Source organism: Acinetobacter pittii ATCC 19004 = CIP 70.29 (assembly GCF_000369045.1).
Classification (GTDB): Bacteria; Pseudomonadota; Gammaproteobacteria; order Pseudomonadales; family Moraxellaceae; genus Acinetobacter; species Acinetobacter pittii.
On the sequence record NZ_KB849786.1, the window covers coordinates 224664 to 242623 of the forward strand.

General features: G+C 40.0%; 15 protein-coding genes. 7 read left to right on the forward strand and 8 right to left on the reverse strand.

Annotated features, from left to right (window positions below; genetic code table 11):
- Positions 1-7: 7 nt before the first annotated feature.
- The 7 genes from F928_RS05415 to sdsA all read right to left on the reverse strand — a co-directional run bounded on the left by F928_RS05415 (position 8) and on the right by sdsA (position 10241).
- Positions 8-358 (reverse strand): YbjQ family protein, encoded by a 351-nt coding sequence (locus F928_RS05415; RefSeq protein WP_002116377.1) that lies wholly within the window; start codon positions 356-358, stop codon positions 8-10.
- A gap of 108 nt (positions 359-466) precedes the next feature.
- Positions 467-1918, reverse strand: a complete 1452-nt coding sequence (adeK, locus tag F928_RS05420; protein ID WP_002116015.1) for a multidrug efflux RND transporter outer membrane channel subunit AdeK — start codon at positions 1916-1918, stop codon at positions 467-469.
- Positions 1918-5094, reverse strand: coding sequence for a multidrug efflux RND transporter permease subunit AdeJ (gene adeJ, locus F928_RS05425; protein ID WP_002116419.1), 3177 nt, complete (start codon positions 5092-5094; stop codon positions 1918-1920). Before adeJ ends, adeK begins: the two co-directional genes overlap by 1 nt.
- A 12-nt stretch (positions 5095-5106) precedes the next feature.
- Entirely contained in the window at positions 5107-6354 is a 1248-nt protein-coding gene (gene adeI / locus F928_RS05430; protein ID WP_005064514.1) for a multidrug efflux RND transporter periplasmic adaptor subunit AdeI, read from the reverse strand.
- Positions 6355-6378: 24 nt separating this feature from the next.
- A complete protein-coding gene (locus F928_RS05435) occupies positions 6379-7005 on the reverse strand; it encodes a phosphatase PAP2 family protein (protein WP_005064516.1) in 627 nt (208 codons plus the stop codon).
- A gap of 183 nt (positions 7006-7188) precedes the next feature.
- Positions 7189-9249 carry a site-specific recombinase gene (locus tag F928_RS05440; protein ID WP_005072881.1) on the reverse strand — a complete coding sequence of 687 codons (2061 nt, stop codon included), beginning with the start codon at positions 9247-9249 and terminating at the stop codon, positions 7189-7191.
- A gap of 14 nt (positions 9250-9263) precedes the next feature.
- The gene (gene sdsA, locus F928_RS05445; RefSeq protein WP_002116233.1) at positions 9264-10241 is read right to left on the reverse strand and encodes an All-trans-nonaprenyl-diphosphate synthase; all 978 of its coding nucleotides are present in this window, start codon (positions 10239-10241) and stop codon (positions 9264-9266) included.
- Between the two features lie 441 nt (positions 10242-10682).
- On the opposite strand from sdsA, the gene rplU reads away from it, so the two are divergent.
- The 7 genes from rplU to F928_RS05480 all read left to right on the forward strand — a co-directional run bounded on the left by rplU (position 10683) and on the right by F928_RS05480 (position 16469).
- On the forward strand, positions 10683-10994 hold the full coding sequence (gene rplU / locus F928_RS05450; RefSeq protein ID WP_000271409.1) for a 50S ribosomal protein L21: 312 nt from the start codon (positions 10683-10685) through the stop codon (positions 10992-10994).
- A gap of 18 nt (positions 10995-11012) precedes the next feature.
- Positions 11013-11270 (forward strand): 50S ribosomal protein L27, encoded by a 258-nt coding sequence (gene rpmA, locus F928_RS05455; protein ID WP_002116037.1) that lies wholly within the window; start codon positions 11013-11015, stop codon positions 11268-11270.
- Positions 11271-11509: 239 nt separating this feature from the next.
- Entirely contained in the window at positions 11510-12205 is a 696-nt protein-coding gene (gene lolA, locus F928_RS05460; RefSeq protein WP_004789378.1) for an outer membrane lipoprotein periplasmic chaperone LolA, read from the forward strand.
- A 115-nt stretch (positions 12206-12320) separates the two neighbouring features.
- The gene (locus F928_RS05465; RefSeq protein ID WP_005072884.1) at positions 12321-13121 is read left to right on the forward strand and encodes an RsiV family protein; all 801 of its coding nucleotides are present in this window, start codon (positions 12321-12323) and stop codon (positions 13119-13121) included.
- A gap of 118 nt (positions 13122-13239) precedes the next feature.
- Positions 13240-14511 (forward strand): serine--tRNA ligase, encoded by a 1272-nt coding sequence (serS, locus tag F928_RS05470; RefSeq protein ID WP_005072887.1) that lies wholly within the window; start codon positions 13240-13242, stop codon positions 14509-14511.
- A 67-nt stretch (positions 14512-14578) separates the two neighbouring features.
- On the forward strand, positions 14579-15952 hold the full coding sequence (gene cysG, locus F928_RS05475; protein ID WP_005072889.1) for a siroheme synthase CysG: 1374 nt from the start codon (positions 14579-14581) through the stop codon (positions 15950-15952).
- 43 nt (positions 15953-15995) lie between these two features.
- Positions 15996-16469 (forward strand): tRNA (cytidine(34)-2'-O)-methyltransferase, encoded by a 474-nt coding sequence (locus F928_RS05480; protein ID WP_005072891.1) that lies wholly within the window; start codon positions 15996-15998, stop codon positions 16467-16469.
- Between the two features lie 60 nt (positions 16470-16529).
- Here the strand turns inward: F928_RS05480 and F928_RS05485 are convergent.
- On the reverse strand, positions 16530-17960 hold a 1431-nt coding region (locus F928_RS05485; RefSeq protein ID WP_005072893.1), incomplete at its 5' end, for a PT dipeptide repeat lipoprotein.

Here is a 17960-nt window from a genome sequence, read left to right on the forward strand (position 1 = left end):
TTTCTACCTATGCATTAAATGGATCGGGTAGATGAGGTGCTTGAGGCTGCACAACCACTGCTGTGCCATACACAAATAACTCAGAAGCACCTTGTGCAATATTGGAAGTTGAAAAGCGAATACCCACAATTGCATTAGCACCAAGCTGTTGGGCTTTTACAATCATACGCTGCATGGCTTCTTGGCGAGATTCTTCTAATAATTCGGTATAACCCGTAAGTTCTCCACCCACAATATTTTTTAAACTTGCCATCAAGTCACGGCCAACATGCTTACTACGAACAGTACTTCCGTAAACAACATCCAGCTGCTTTACAATCTGGTGGCCTGGAACACTTTCTAAATTACTCAATAACATTGTTTTTTATCAATCTAAATTCTTAAGGTTTCAAGATAAAAAATATTCAGATGAGTTGCAATAAAAAAGCCCACCGAAGTGAGCTTTTGTGAATAAGTTATTTAAAACTTATTGCTTTTTAAGTTCAGCACTAGATGGTTGATTAACCACTGTATCTGAAGTATTTGCTTTTAAACCACCACCTAGAGTTTTGTATAACTCGATTTGGTTGTTTAAGTTTGCTTGTTGAAGCAATAACAAACCTTGTTCTGCTGAATAAGATGAACGCTGTGCATCAAGAACCGTTAAGTAACTATCAATACCAGCACGGAAGCGGGCATTTGAAAGTGTGTAGTTGCGGTTAGTTGCTTCTACTAGACGTTGTTGAGCTGTTAAACGCTCACCAATGTTGGCACGAGTTGCAAGCGCGTCATTAACTTCGCGGAACGCAGACTGAACTGATTTTTCATAATCAGACAATGCAATTTTCTGATCAGTTTCAGAAATTTTTACATTGGCACGACGAGTGCCCCAGTCAAAGATTGGTAAGTCTAAGCTTGGACCAATTGACCATACAAAACCACCAGACTTAAATAGATCACTTAAGTCAGTTGATGCATAACCTGCAGAACCCGTTAAGCTAATGGTTGGGAATAAACGTGCTTTTGCAGCACCGATATTCGCACCAGCAGCGCTTAAGTTATATTCAGCAGCTTTTACATCTGGACGGTTGTTAAGCAAGTCGCTTGGTAAACCCGCTGTAAATACATTTTGTTGCGTAATGCGTTTTACAGGTTGGGTTGGTAACAAGTTTTGTGGAACTGATTGGCCAACTAACAAGTTCAACAAGTTTTGCGCTTGAGCAATCTGTGTTTTGTAGTTCGCTACATCATTACGCGCAGTTTCTACAGAAATCTGTGCCTGACGTAGTGGAACTTCACTGTCGATGCCCACATCAAAACGTTTTTTGTTGAGATTGTAAGAGTCTTGCTGTGCTTTAAGTGTTTGCTCTGCAAGTCTTAAATTCGCTGTTGCGAAAGAGTAGTTCAACCACGCTTGCGCCACTTGACTGATTAGACTGATTTGAGTCGAATCACGTGCGCTTTGCGTTGAAAGATAACTATCTAATGCAGCATCTTTTAAGCTACGTACGCGGCCCCAAAAATCAAGCTCATAGGCAGTTACACCCAGACCTACTTGATAAGTAGAGTAGGGGTTATTCGGATCACGGCTTTGAGAAACCTGACGAATTGCACTACCACTTGCTCCGATTGTTGGAAGCTGATTGTTCTGTGTAATTCGATATTGCTGTTGAGCACGTTCGATATTGAGCGTTGCTGTACGTAAGTCGCGGTTGTTGGCAAGTGCCAAATCAATCACTCCGAGCAAACGAGGGTCAGCAAAAAACTGTTTGTAACCCTGTTCAGCAATAGACGTACCAGAAGCGCTATATGCATAGCTTTGTGGAATATCGGTTTTCACGACTGGTTCTGGGCCGCGCATGCTTTGACAAGCTGCCAAAGCAAGCGCAAGTGCAGATACCGCAATGCTACGACCTGAAATAGACCATACGTTTTGCATCACGATTTATGCTCCTGAGTGTTTATGGTTTTTGGTTTGTACTTAAAGATACTACGAATCCACACATAGAATACAGGGATAAAGAAGATACCTAAGAACGTTGCACTGAGTACGCCACCGAGTACACCGTAACCAACAGAGTGCTGACTTCCTGCACCTGCACCTGTTGAAAGGGCAAGCGGAAGTACACCGAAACCGAAGGCAAGGGTAGTCATGATAATTGGGCGTAAACGCATTTTTGCAGCATGTAAAGTTGCTTCAATCAGGTCTTCACCTTTTTCCTGCAGCTCTTTTGCGAACTCAACAATCAAGATCGCATTTTTTGCAGAAAGACCGATTACCGCGATCATCGCTACCTGGAAGTAAATGTTATTTGAGAGATTTGGATCTCCTTTAATAATCATACCCAAGTAAGTTAATACGATTGCACCAATAATACCGAGTGGTACCACAAGTAAAACCGAGAACGGAATAGACCAGCTTTCATACAATGCAGCCAAGCAAAGGAAAACGATTAACAATGAAAGTGCATATAAGAATGGAGCTTGAGCACCAGACTCACGTTCTTCAAGTGATAAACCTGTCCATTCATAGTCGAAACCTTGTAAGCCCATAGATGGTAACTTAGCAATAATTTCTTCCATCGCTTTCATCGAGTCACCAGAGCTCACGCCAGGTGCAGGTGTACCTTGAATGTTAACCGATGACACGCCGTTATAACGTTCAAGACGTGGAGAACCATATGTCCATTCGCCAGTAGCAAATGCAGAGAACGGTACCATTTCGCCTTTGTTATTACGTACATACCACTTGTTTAAGTCTTCAGGCATCATACGGCTACCCGCATCACCTTGAACATAAACTTTTTTCACACGCCCACGGTCAACGAAGTCGTTAATGTATGAGCCGCCCCATGCAATACGCATTGTATTGTTAATTTCGGCAATACTCACACCCATCGCTCCAGCTTGAGCTTGGTCTACATTAATTTGATACTGAGGTGTATCTTCTTGACCATTAGGGCGAACACCCACAAGACGTTTATCTTGTGCAGCCAAACCTAAGATCGTATTACGTGCAGCAATAAGTTTCTCATGGCCTTGACCACTTGAATCTTTAAGTTGCAAGTTGAATCCGGCTGTTACACCTAATTCAGGCATTGCTGGAAGCTGTAAAGGCATGATGTAAGATGCGTCTTTAACGATCATATTCAATGCCATACCACGCTGAATCAATGCGCCAATTTGAGTTTCTGGTGAAGTACGTTCACTCCAGTCTTTCAATTTAACGAAGCCAATACCAGCATTTTGACCAACACCTGTGAATGAGAAGCCCGAAACGGTGAAAATAGATTCCACAGTATCTTTTTCATTCATGAAGAAGTTTGTCATGGTGTCAATCACTTTACCTGTACGGTCAAGCGTTGCATTTGGCGGTAATTGAACAAGCGTCATTACCACACCCTGATCTTCTTCTGGTAAGAATGAAGATGGGAGTTTTTGGAACAAGAACACTAATAAAGCAATAACTACAGCGTAAAGCACGCCAGAGAAGATTTTGCCCTTAAGCATGCGATTAACACCATTTTGGTAGCTATGCGACATGCGGTCAAAACCATTGTTAAAGCCTCTAAAGAAACGAGCAAAAATATTATTGCTTGGTGCTTTGTTCGGATCATGCTGTTTTAAAATGGTTGCACAAAGTGCCGGTGTAAATGTTAACGCTACAATTAACGATAGAACCATTGCTGTTACAAGGGTAATCGAGAACTGACGGTAAATTACACCAGTTGTACCACCAAAGAATGCCATTGGTACGAATACCGCTGTTAATACGCTTGTGATACCAATTAACGCGCCAGAAATCTGTTGCATTGATCGTGAGGTCGCCGTGACCGGATCGGTATGCTCTTCGCTCATAACCCGTTCGACGTTTTCGACCACAACGATGGCGTCATCGACCAGAAGACCAATTGCCAATACCATGGCGAACATGGTTAAGGTGTTAATTGAGAAGCCAAAGATATTAATAACAGCGAATGTACCTAACACCACAACAGGTACAGCAAGTGTTGGAATAATCGTTGCACGCCAGTTCTGTAAGAACAAGAACATGACAATGAATACCAAAACTACCGCTTCAATTAATGTGTGTACAACACTTTCAATTGAAAGACGAATAAATGGAGTCGTGTCATAAGCTAGTTTATCTGCAAGACCTGTTGGATAGTTCTTACGTAATTCAGATAAACGATGTTCAACAGCTTCTGCGGTATCAAGTGCGTTGGCACCAGTTGCAATTTTAATTGCAAGACCACCAGCAGGTTTACCGTTAAACTTCGAGTCAAACTGATAGTTATCAGAACCTAACTCTACACGCGCAACATCTTTTAAACGAACCTCAGCACCAGATGCTGTGTTCTTTAAGAAGATATTTTTAAACTGTTCAGGTGTTTGCAGCAAACTTTGTGCATTCACTGTTGCATTAAGCACTTGACCTTGTACAGCTGGTGCACCACCTAATTGACCTACTGCTACTTGTGAGTTTTGCGCTTGTAAAGCTGTCGCAATATCACTAGGAGTTAGTTGATAACTGGTTAACTTAGCTGGATCAAGCCAAATACGCATTGCGTATGAACCACCAAAGACTTGTACCTCACCCACACCAGCAACACGGCTAAGTGGTTCTTTAATTGATGAGTTTACGTAGTCTTTAATGTCCGAGTCAGAAAGGCTGTTATCTGGTGAGTAAAATGCAATAACTTGCAAGAAGCTTGCACCAGATTTAGTTACTGTTACACCTTGACGCTGTACATCTTCAGGTAAAAGCGCAGTTGCAGATTGCAGTTTGTTTTGAACCTGAACCTGTGCAATATCTGGATCAATACCTTGTTCAAAGTTTAATTGAATAGAAGCCTGACCGTTACCAGCACTGTTAGATGAAATGTAGCGTAAACCATCTAGACCATTCATTTGTTGTTCAATGATCTGGGTTACAGTGTTTTCAACAGTCTCAGCAGATGCACCAGGATAAGTTGCAGCAATTGTAACTGTCGGTGGTGCAATCGTCGGATACTGTGCAATAGGCATTTTTGTTAGCGTGAGAATACCCGCCAACATAATGACTAATGCAATCACCCACGCAAAAATGGGGCGATGAATAAAAAATTGTGCCATTCAATCTACCCCTTATGCATTAGATGCTTTCTGTTCTGCTTGAGGTTTACCTGATTGAGCCGGTTTTGTCGCATTTGGAGCTGCACCTTGTGGATTCGCTGGTTGAGCTTGGTAAGGTTTTGCTGAAACTTCTTGCCCTTCTTTAACTTTGGCAACACCGTCAACAATCACTTTATCACCAGCTTTAAGACCGTTAGTCACAATCCAGTTTTGTCCTTGAACACCAGAGGTTTCAACAGGACGACTCTCAACAGCACCTTTGGCATTAACAAGCATTGCTACAGCTTGACCTGTAGGTAAACGTGTAATTGCAGCTTGAGGAATCAGGTAAGCATTAGGAACTACACCTTGAACAATCTGTGCAGTGGTATACATGCCTGGAAGTAACAGATGATTCGGGTTCGAGAATACGGCACGTAAAGTAATCGTTCCTGTATCCTGATTTACAGAAGCATCAGAGAAAGCAAGTTGTCCTTCGATTGGGTAAGTTGAACCATCTTCGAGCTTCAATTTCACTTTCGTGTTGTTACTATTGTTTAAACTGCCTTTGCTAAGTTGTTGACGTAAACGTAATAACTCGGCACTAGACTGGTTAATGTCAACATAGATCGGATCTAACTGTTGAATCGTCACTAACGGTTCAGTTTGGTTAGCAGTGACTAAAGCACCTGCTGTTACAGAAGAACGTCCAGACTGACCAGAAATTGGTGAGCGAATTGTAGAGTAGCCAAGATCAACATTTGCATTCGTTACTTGAGCTTTTGCAGCAGAAACTTGTGCTTCGGCAACATTAACCTGACCAAGTAAGTCGTCATATTCTTGTTTAGATACAGCGTTACTTGAAACAAGTTGCTTATAACGGTTTAACTTAGTACGTAGTGAAGCTAGATTTGCCTGTTGTTGTAAAAGGGTAGCCTTTGCATTTTCAAGCGTTGCACGGTTCGTGCGAGAATCCAGTTCATATAGAGCCTGTCCTTCACGAACGTAACTTCCTTCAGCAAACAAGCGTTTTAAAATAACACCACTTGTTTGAGGGCGAACTTCAGAAATTTGATATGCTGAAGTACGGCCGGAGAGTTCAACGCTTTGTTCAACACTTTGTGGTTGAGCAACAATAACACCTACTTCTGCAGGCGGCATTTTCTGAGCAGCAGCAGCTTGCTGTTTCTCATCGGAGCCTTTGCTACAACCAACAAGTGCGATACTTGTTGCTAATGCGCAAGCAGTAAGGGCAGGAGCCCAAAGCTTAGCCGACATCATTGTTCCACCTCGTTTAGATAAAATCTAAAAATATATTTGTTTTCTACTTAACCTACTTTGTGTTTGTAATAACCAGAGCCAAAGCAGTGCAATCCAAATAAAACCTATGCCCCAACCGGCGAGTACATCTGTTGGAAAATGAACTCCAGCATATATTCTTGAAAGCCCCATGCAGATAAACCAAAGACAGGAAATCAAAATGATATAAGGAGAGTTAGTGTTGGGCTTATGGCATAACATTATCATTGCCATACAAGCCAGTGTTGATGCATAAACACTATGTGCACTTGGGAACGATGCACCATAACTTTCGACAATATGATATACCTGTGGAGGTCTTGGACGGTCAACACACCACTTGAGCAGCCAACCCGTGATGATACTGCCAAGAACACCCACGCTAATGAAAATAACAGTAATATATTTTTTATACCATGCTTGATATATACACACCAATAAGGATAAAAAACATACAAAAGGCATACCACCTACACGTGCTAGAAAAGTCGTAATAGAGTTAAGATAATCTGATCGATTTTCACTCAATATTTGAACGGTGAGAAGATCCAAAGATTGAAGTCTTGGTACAAAAAGACCAAGAACACCTAATCCTAAAAAAATACAACCAATAAAAAGCAATAAATAGGGCATGTATATACCTTTGCTTGTTCAAGCAGTGTCTACTACTGAAAGCCGTTAAAAGTGTACTTGCCAGTACACTTTTTTTCAAGCCTGATAGATCATCGTAAATTCATTTTGAAAATTTTTTAACATTTGGAAAAACAATCACAACAAAATTGACGAAAATCACATTTTGTGTACAAAGCAAAATTCTTAGTGGTCTGCTTTTTTCCCGTTATTTGTTGAAGTGTTTTCTTCAAGTTCTAATGGTTGTTTTGGTGGCCAGAAAAAATCGCTTGGACGAGTTAAAAAATGGGTCATGACCAATTTGGCTAAAGGTTTCCATTGTTCAAAGCGGACTCGACGCGCTCGTAATGCCACAATAATCGTTAAGGTGAAACTCACAAATAAGTTGGTGAGACCAATACATAACACACCAAGAAAGGACACGATAATCAGTCCGATATCTGGGCTGCCGTTAATAGTCATTAAACCTTGAATAAAGTTAGCGGATGCAAAGGCAATATGGCGGATATCTAAAGGTAGACCTAGGATAAAGCCTATGGTCCCCATACTTCCTAGCATAATACCGAATAAGAAGTTACCGGCTAACGCACCTAAATTACGTTCAATATATTCAGCAAAACGGTTAAGGCGATCTTGCCCAAACCAGCTAGCTAAACGGCGATGTGCTCTTAGGCGCGGGCCGACTTTTCGGTAAACAGCCATGTTGTCAAAGTATCCTGCAATGAGACCTGACAAAAACAAACATACTCCAGCAATTGCTGCATGTGGAACTGCTAATGAAGTAAAGGGGTTTAAGCTGTGTAGAAGATAAGTTGCTTTAGTATGGGTTAATAACGGTTCATCAAGGTAAAACTGCCAAGCAAAAGTGATGAGTGCAGCAGTAGGAATCGCAATTGAAATATTGCCCAAAATAGCAATAAATTGCGTTCGGATAATATTAATAATAAGCGCCGCTAACTCTGCAATTTGAGCCGTTTTAGAGCCTTTACGTTGCTGCACTGTTGCAGCAAGAGCCGCCGCCGTCATAGCGGGTTGCTTGGTCGCAACTGTAAAATGCAGAACATGAATCAGAATGAAACCTAGGGAATAATTCATACTGAAAGTAAAGGCTTGCATGAGCGGGGCCATTGTCATTCTTGCAGCAAGAATTTTTAAAGATGCCATAAAGGCAATAATGACACCTGCACCAGCGGCAGCTTTATACATTCCCCAAAAGCCTTTGGTATCTGTACTTACGTAATGTTCACCTGTTCGGCTAGCATTTTCTGTTACCTGAAAGGCAATGAGTTCACTAGTCGTACTGAGTAATGAGCGAACACTTTTTTCGCTGTAATGTGCCTTGGTTAAATCGGAAATCAGATGTCCTAAAGAAACATATTTTCCTTTAGTGTTATCTACGACCAGATAAAGTAATAACTCAATTCGATCAAGACATTGCTCAAGTAATGATAGTAAGTAAGTCAAACTTAAGCTGACACCAATTCTTTTGGTCGCACGACGAATCTTTAAAACCACATCTCGGCACTGTTCCAACATAACAAATGCTTGTGATGCATCGGGCGGGGAAATAACTGCAATTTCATGTTCAGAAATTTCTTGTTTTTTATACTTTTCAATAAACTCAATAATTTCACGGTTCTGAACTAAAAACGGTGACTCATATTCTGTTAATTCTGGCTGAGCGTTAATAAATTCGGGATAAAGACCAATTCCACTAATTCGATAAGATAGGACTGTAATGGCTTTAATCATTTCACTTTGAATGACTAACTTCTCATCGACATTACTTTGGCTTTGCCCAATAAGGCTAAATAAATTTGCCCAATCTTCATCATCAATATTATTGAGCCAAATTTTGTCACTTTCTAAATAGAAAATTTTACCAATTAATATTCTGAGTTGGCTTGCATCTTCTATTAAAGGTAAAAAATGTGCTCCGAGTCTTTGCCCAAGCTGGTTCCAGAAACCATCTAAAGACAAAATTCCACTATCAGCATATAAACTAACTTGCTTATAGCGATTAATTAAACGTAATAAAAAAGTTTGTAGTAAGAAGGGCGCTGTAGGTGTGCGCAAAAGACTTTCAATAAAAGCCTGTATTTTTTTCTTAATTTCATCCGTATCTTGTGGGTTGGATGGTCGGATGACATTGACGAGTTCAATCAGTAGATTTTCATCAATGACAGCTTGAGGATCCTCAAGCTGTTTCTCTATTTTTAAAAAAAGATCTGAAAAATTTATATGCATAGGCAAAATAATATCTATTGTATTCGATGTAACGCAAGCTGAGTTAAGTTAATCAAAGCCTGACGATACGGTGTATCGGGTAGGTTTGATAAAGCTTGCAGTGCTGCTTCTGTTTCTTCTTGGGCACGTTGGTTGCAATAATCTAAAGCACCAGACTTCTGTACAATTTCGATGACCTGAGATAGTTGGTCTACTCCACCAGTTGCGATACTGCGACGAATAATCGCATGCTCTTCACCTGTTGAGCGTGCTAATGCAGAAATTAACGGTAAAGTTGGCTTACCTTCCATTAAATCATCACCAATATTTTTACCTAATGTTTCAGCATCAGAGGTGTAGTCTAAAATATCATCAATAATTTGGAATGCATTACCAAAATGACCAGCAAACAATCTTAATGGCTCACGGTACGCTTCTTGCCCCGCCAAAATAGCAGCACCTTCTGTAGCCAGCTCAAACAGGCGAGACGTTTTACCATGAATAATTTTTAAATAAGTTTCTTCAGTTGTATCTGGTTGATGCTGCGATTGAAGTTGTAATACTTCACCTTCAGCAATTTCACATGTACCTGTTGAAAAGTCTTTCAATAAAGTCATGTTGTTTAAATCGACCAGTAAATCGAAAGCACGAGCAATCAGGAAGTCGCCAACTAAAACGGCTGTTTGATTGTTCCATGTTGCATTTGCTGTAGGGCGACCACGACGAAGCCCAGATTCATCTACCACATCATCATGGACTAGTGTCGCGGTATGTAACATTTCAATGATTGCAGCTAAACGCTGTGCATTTGCCATGTTATCTAAACCACAAGCACGTGCTGCAAGTAAACACATGATTGGACGCATACGCTTTCCGCCAGCTTCAACGACATGTTTGCTGACAGACATGACTAAACCGACTTTTGAGCTAATTCCTTCATTAATCAAGTGATCCATCGCAGCGAAGTCTGAAGCAACAGGCGCAAGAATGTCTTGCTTGAAATCGATGACCATATGAAGAAAAACCCCGTATTGGTAGATAAGTGGCGTTAGTGTATCAATTAAAGATGTGTTGCACAGGTTAACAAGTGGCTGATATTAATCATTTCTATTGTTTTTAAGCGTTTTTTGTTCTTTATTTAAGCAAAATACGATGTTTTCGGCAAAACAATAAATTTAATGACATCAGCATTAATACAACTTGTTCTTGACGCAATTTGTGTTTGGAACTGTATTTTAATTTTCATTCAGAATCAATGAAAACTGCTAAATTCCAGTCCAAGCTGTTTGATTTTGTAAGAATAGGGGATCATGCTTTACTGATAGATAGAAAATACTTGTCGTTTGATCAAATTTCACTTAAAATCTGTCGCCTTGTATAACCCCAGTGGCGATCGTTTTAAGATCGATATATCCCTTTATCGACACGACGACACGGGCTGATTGGAGTACATTATGTACGCAGTAATCCAAAGCGGTGGTAAACAGCACCGTGTAGTTGAGGGTGAAACCCTTAAAGTTGAATTATTGAAAGCTGAATCTGGTGCGACTATTACATTTGATGATGTATTAATGGTTGTAAACGGTGACAACATTCAAATCGGTGCTCCAGTTGTAGCTGGCGCTAAAGTAACTGCAGAAGTGATTGGTCATGGTCGTCACGACAAAATCCGCATCATCAAAATGCGTCGTCGTAAACACTACCGTAAACAACAAGGTCACCGTCAATGGTTCACTGAGTTGAAAATTACTGGTATTTCAGGCTAATCACGAGGAGTAAGAGACATGGCAACTAAAAAAGCCGGTGGATCGACGAAGAACGGTCGTGATTCAAACCCAAAAATGTTAGGTGTTAAAGTTTACGGCGGTCAAGCTGTAACTGCTGGTAACATCATCGTTCGTCAACGTGGTACAGAGTTCCACGCTGGTGCAAATGTTGGTATGGGCCGTGACCATACTTTATTTGCTACTGCTGACGGCGTAGTAAAATTCGAAGTGAAAGGTCAATTTGGCCGTCGCTACGTAAAAGTTGAAACTGTATAAGTTTTAGCTCGAAAAAAGCCCACATTTTGTGGGCTTTTTTTATGGCATTTATTTTTATTCATCTTCATCATGATGAATGAAATTCTACAAACAACATGAATAACATAACAAAATATCTTATTTTCTCAATGATTAGCACAGAGTTTGTCGGTTAATATGAGTCTTGAATTAAGAGCTTACTCAGTTTCATAACTTTGAAAGAGAGTAAGTTGTCTTACAGCAACTAAAAAGGTGATGACATGAATATGCTTCGTAAAACTATGTGTGCTATTACACTTAGCGCGTCAGTGCTTGCTCCTGTAATGAGTACTACAGTGTTTGCTGCGCCTGTAGCAGCACCGGAGCAACAGGCAATTGGGAACCTGGTTAATCAGTTATCAGGTTTACAGCGTTTGACTGCCGACTTTGAACAAACAACTAAAGCCAATACAAAAACTGTGGCACAGAAAAAGAGTTTAAGTGCACAGCATATGAACCAGACATTTAAAGGCTCAATGAAAGTTGAGCGTCCGGGGAAATTTTATTGGGAAACAGTAAGTCCTGCTAAACAAACTATTGTAACGAGCGGAAAAACAGTTTGGATCTATGATCCGGATTTACAACAAGCGGTCCGCCAAAGCTTAGATGATCAGGTTGCAGATACACCAGCATTATTACTCTCTGGTAATACCAACCAAATCATGAAGTCTTATCGTGTAACACAACCCGATAAATCTAAACTTTATTTCACATTATTCCCTAAAAAAGAGGATGGGGCATTCCAAAGCTTAACGATTAGCTTCGGAGCAAATAAAGCGCCTACACTTATGGTATTACAAGACTCATTAGGTCAAACCACCTATGTACGCTTTAAGAACGTTAAAGTAAATGCTTCAATTCCGGCATCAGTCTTTAACTTTACGCCGCCAAAAGGTACGGATGTTATTGACCAATAATTAAAGCCTCTTCAAAAAAGCTACTTTAACGGTAGCTTTTTTTATATAAGAGAAACAGATACATTTTTTAACCCCGTCTTATTCTTACGCTTTGTATAGTGTTAGAGGTAAATTCATGGGGATTATTATGCGACTTTACGATAAGAAAATTATTTGTATTCTTCCATTAATGGCTGCAATGGCAATGGTGACGGGTTGCCAACCAAAGTCAGCAGCCAAAGAAGAGCAGGCTGCTTCGACTGCAAAAGTTAAAGAAACGAAAGAGGCTGGTGTTCCTGTAATTCAAGCAAAAGTAATCCCAGTAAAATTGCCAAAATCAAAAGTTTGCTTAGAAGATGGTTGTACTGAGTATGATTTTCAAACAGTACAGACCAACCAAAAATGGATTAATGATTACTTCACCAATCGTATAAAGAAAGCAGATCCGAATGCTTTTGCAAATTTAGCCGATCAACCAGTTGAAGTACCTGAAGGTGAACCAAGTTCAAGTCAAAGTGCAATTTATGTTCGCTATTTAGGGCAAAACTATAATCTTGCCACCTTTGCATTACAGACTTATTCGTACTCAGCTGGTGCTGCACACGGTATGTCTCATCAAGAATTTGTAAATTTTGACTTATTAAATAAAAAGCACATTACTGTTGCTGAACTTATTAAGCCAGATGTTGAAAAACAGTTGGTTGATGCTCTTTTTGAAGCAAATACAAATTGGCTTCAAGCACATAATATTAGCCGTGAAAAACTTCAGCTAAGCGATAATTTCTACTATGGCGCTAATGGCATTGTATTTGTCTATCCAATTTATGAGCTAGCTTCATATGCAGAGGGAATGTCTGAATTAACGCTGCCATATTTTGAAGCGGGTAAGTTCATTAAACCTGAGTATTTACCAAGTGTGCCAAACTATAACTTTTAAAATAAGTGATCTATTCTAAGAATTGTGTGAAAGCTATTCGTTATGAAGATGATCACTATATTTTTTAGTGTTAAGGCCTTACACTATAGCCAGTTTTTTACCCATATTATGATTGATTATGATCGACCCTAAGTTACTCAGAAATAATATTGAAGCCGTTAATGCGGCTTTGGCAAAACGCGGTGTTCAATTAGATGTTCAAGAATGGGCTTCTTTAGAAACTCGTCGTAAAGATTTGCAATCAAAAACTGAAAAATTGCAGGCAGAACGTAATGCCGGTGCAAAACAAGTGGGTCAGATTAAAAAATCCGGTGGTGATGCTTCTGAAATCATGGCGCGTATGCAAGCCATTGGTGACGAAATCAAAGCTGCTGAAGTTGCTTTGTCAGAGTTACAAAATGAGATTGAACAAAAAGCGCTGAGTATTCCTAACTTACCAGATGAGTCTGTTCCTGCTGGTAAAGATGAAGATGACAACGTTGAAATCTCAAAATGGGGTACGCCTCGTCAGTTTGATTTTGAAATCAAAGATCATACTGATTTAGGTGAGTGGATGGGTGGTTTAGAGTTTGAAACCGCTACTAAATTGACTGGTTCACGTTTTAGCGTATTGAAAGGTTCTTTAGCACGCCTACAACGTGCATTAACACAGTTCATGCTTGATACCCATACTTTAAAGAATGGCTATACAGAAGCTTACGTGCCTTATTTGGTCAATGCTGATTCACTTCGTGGTACTGGTCAGTTGCCAAAATTTGAAGAAGATTTATTCAAACTTCAAGGTGAAAAAGAATATTACCTCATCCCTACAGCAGAAGTTCCAGTTACTAACTTCGTTCGCGATGAGATTATTGATACCGAACGTTTGCCTTTAAAATATGCAGCGCATACGCCATGTTTCCGTAGTGAAGCTGGTTCTTATGGTCGTGATACCCGTGGTTTAATTCGTCAGCATCAATTTGATAAAGTTGAGATGGTGCAAATCGTTAAACCTGAAACATCTATGCAAGCACTTGAAGAGCTTACTGCACATGCTGAGGGCATTTTGCAGGCACTAGGTTTGCCATACCGCAAGATTTTGCTTTGTGGTGGTGACATGGGCTTTGGTGCAACTAAGACTTACGACTTAGAAGTTTGGGTTCCAAGCCAAAATACTTATCGTGAAATCTCTAGTTGCTCTAATATGGGTGATTTTCAGGCACGCCGCATGAAAGCACGCTACAGAATGGATCAAAAGAAGACCGAATTGGTGCACACACTAAATGGTTCTGGTCTGGCAGTTGGACGTACTTTGCTTGCTGTAATGGAAAATTACCAACGTGAAGACGGTTCTATCGAGATTCCAGAAGTATTACGCCCATATATGGGTGGTGCAACGTTTATTGACTAAGCTTTGCATCTAAATTGTGCACGGTTTTTGCTTAACCCAAATCAGATGATTAATGTAGAGGTTTAAGGTGGATATTTTTCCAATCTCTTTAAAGTTGCAACAGCAACATTGTCTGATTGTAGGTGGTGGGCATATTGCATTGCGCAAAGCAAACCTTTTAGCCAAGGCGGGAGCAGTAATCGATATTATTGCTCCTGCAATTGAAGAGCAGCTTTTACAGTTAGTCAAAACGACAGGCGGAGAGTATTTTGCCGAGTCCTTTGCTGAAAAAATATTAAATACACCATATCGATTAGTGATTGCTGCAACTAATGATGCGCAAGTGAATAAAGCTGTTTTTGAACAATGCGAAGCGCGTAATTTATTGGTCAATAGTGTTGATGATATTCCACATTGCCGCTTTATGGTTCCAGCTATTATTGATCGTTCTCCGTTAATTATTTCTGTCGCTTCAAATGGTGCATCACCAGTTTTATCAAGACAACTTCGTACTCAAATAGAAACAATTGTTCCGCATGGCATGGGTAAGTTGGCTGAGTTTTCTGGTCAGTGGCGTAAGCAGGTAAAAGAAAAAATTCCCAATCCAGATGAGCGTCGGATTTTTTGGGAAAATCTCTATGCTAGTCCATTAAAAGAACAAGTTTTTAATGACAATTTAGAAGTTGCAAATGGTTTGATTCAGCAAGCCTTAACAGAATGGACTGCACCTAAAGGTGAAGTTTATTTGGTAGGTGCTGGACCAGGTGATCCAGAGTTACTGACACTAAAAGCATTACGTCTTATGCAACAAGCTGATGTTGTGATTTATGATCGTCTTGTTTCTGCACCCATTTTAGAGCTTTGCCGTCGTGATGCGACCAAAATTTATGTCGGTAAAGCGCGTTCAAATCACTCTGTTCCTCAAGATGGTATTAATGCTTTACTGGTTGAGTATGCTCAAAAAGGAAAGCGTGTTTGTCGTTTAAAAGGTGGTGATCCGTTTATCTTTGGACGTGGTGGTGAAGAGATTCAAGAGCTCGTTGAGGCGAATGTCACTTTCCAAGTTGTACCGGGTATAACAGCAGCATCAGGCTGTTCAGCTTATGCGGGTATCCCATTAACACATCGTGATTATGCACAAAGTGTTCGTTTCTTGACTGGGCATTTAAAGGAAGGTTCACCTGAACTTCCTTGGAATGAGCTGGTTTATGAAAATCAAACTTTGGTTTTATATATGGGGTTAGTTGGTTTGGAGCGTATTTGTGAGCAACTTATTGCTCATGGTCAACGTGCTGATATGCCGGTGGCTTTAATCTCTAAAGGAACCACACCAGACCAGAAAGTTGTAGTTGGAACATTAGCTGATATCGCAACAAAAGTGTCTGAACATCATATCGTAGCACCGACTTTAACCATTATTGGTGAAGTGGTGAATTTACGTGAACAGTTAAAATGGCAATAAGTTCATTTGAGTTTATTGCTGGTTATTAAAGTCGAGAAAATTTGTGATTCATGTTGTCCTATACGAGCCTGAAATTCCTGCCAATACAGGCAATATCATTCGTTTATGTGCTAATACTGGTGCACAGTTACATTTGGTCAAGCCTTTAGGTTTTGAATTAGATGATAAAAAGCTCAAACGAGCAGGCCTTGATTATCATGAATGGGCACGTATGCAAATTTGGGACAACATAGAACTTTGCCTTGCTGACCTGAAAGCTAAAGGGGTTGAGCATGTTTTTCCACTCACCACTAAAGGTTCTGCAACTCCGCATACAGTTGATTTGAATCGACCTGTGGCTTTACTGATGGGGCCGGAAACACGCGGTTTGCCTGAGCATGTTCGCTTGATGTTTCCACAAGAACAGTGGATTCGTTTGCCAATGGCTGAAAACTCAAGAAGTTTAAATTTATCTAATGCAACGGCTGTGATTGTTTATGAAGCATGGCGTCAGCAGGGTTTTAAAGACTTAGGATAAGTTAATAGTTTTTAAATAAAAATAAGGCCACAGTTGTGGCCTTATTTGTTTTTAGATGTCTTATTTAGGGAAAACAACACCACTTGCTAAATCATAATTTGTTGGTGAGTTAGTATAGACCGATCCAAGTCGAACTGCAAAGAACCAGCCTAATGTACCTTGGTCTTGAATCCGATTTTCAAAGATATAAGGCTCATCTGTTTCGGATGCAGCATCTTCAATAAATACTTTATATTCAATAGGTCCTGTATTTTCACTGTCGCGCTCAAATAGATAACCATCAATATTAAAGAAGCCTAGGTTATTGTTCGCGTCGACTAACCTATAACCTTCAGCTGCTTGTTCTTTAAGAAGTTTTTCAAGTTTAATTGCATCATCCTTGTTGAAAGGAATATGTTGCGGAATTTCAAAATAACGATATGCATAGGTTCCGTTATGGGTACTGCTATTTACGCAAGTAGGTACATAGAAGGTTCCATTCGTTGTGCCATTATTGGTGAATTCTGAGTTTGCGTAAATTAGCTTACAACCTTGTGCACCAAGTTCATTGAAGGCATTTAGAATACTTGTGCGAGAAGTGTTGGTTAAGAAGCGATTAGAATACGAATAGGTTGCAGGTTTCTTATCATTTTTCACAAATAAATATTTATCTGTATCAGATGTAACCTCGCCAAATGAAAGCTTATATATATAGCCTAAGCTACCTTGTTTATTTAACTCATTCACCCATAGTAAATAACGGTTTGCTACTGAATTAGTTTTAACATCAACTGTTTTATAGGTGTATGTGTCAGTGGATTTATTGTTTTTAACATATAAATTTTTATACAGCGCAAAGCTTCCATCCGGATTATCTAATCTTACAGATGGCGTGAGAAGAGCATAGCCTTGGCGTCCTTGGTCATTAAGTTGGGTTAATAGATCTGCCCAAGATTCCTTATTATCTCCTAGTCTAAAACTTGCTGTTGCCAATACTTGAGTTGGCTTTTGCATGCTTGCTGGTGGGGTTGTTTTTGTGAAGCACGTATTTGTGAGATCAAAGTTTGCTTGCTGCAAATAATTATGTATCGCATTTGGTTCATCTGTAGGAACTAGACAGAATTGGTTTGCATTTTTAAACCCTAGAATAGCTTGCTGTTTCTGCGTTAGCTTTCCTGCTACTACAAGCTGCCAATCTACTTTGTTATAGCTTGAGGTTTGTACTGTCTGAGGTGCTCCAATATTTGAAACCAGACTAAAATCTTCAGCTTGGCGGTAACTTGCAACAATGTTACCTGTACAGTTCGATTCATTCTCATAACGTACTGTTTCACTGGCAAATCGCACGCTGTTATCAGAAACCTTAATGACATTCATTTTTAGAGCAGAGCCGTTAATACAACCTCCTTTGCCTGCTAACCAACTTCCAACAAAGCGATCCGCTACACTTGTTGGTGTTGGTGTTGGTGTTGGTGTTGGTGTTGGTGTTGGTGTTGGTGTTGGTGTTGGTGT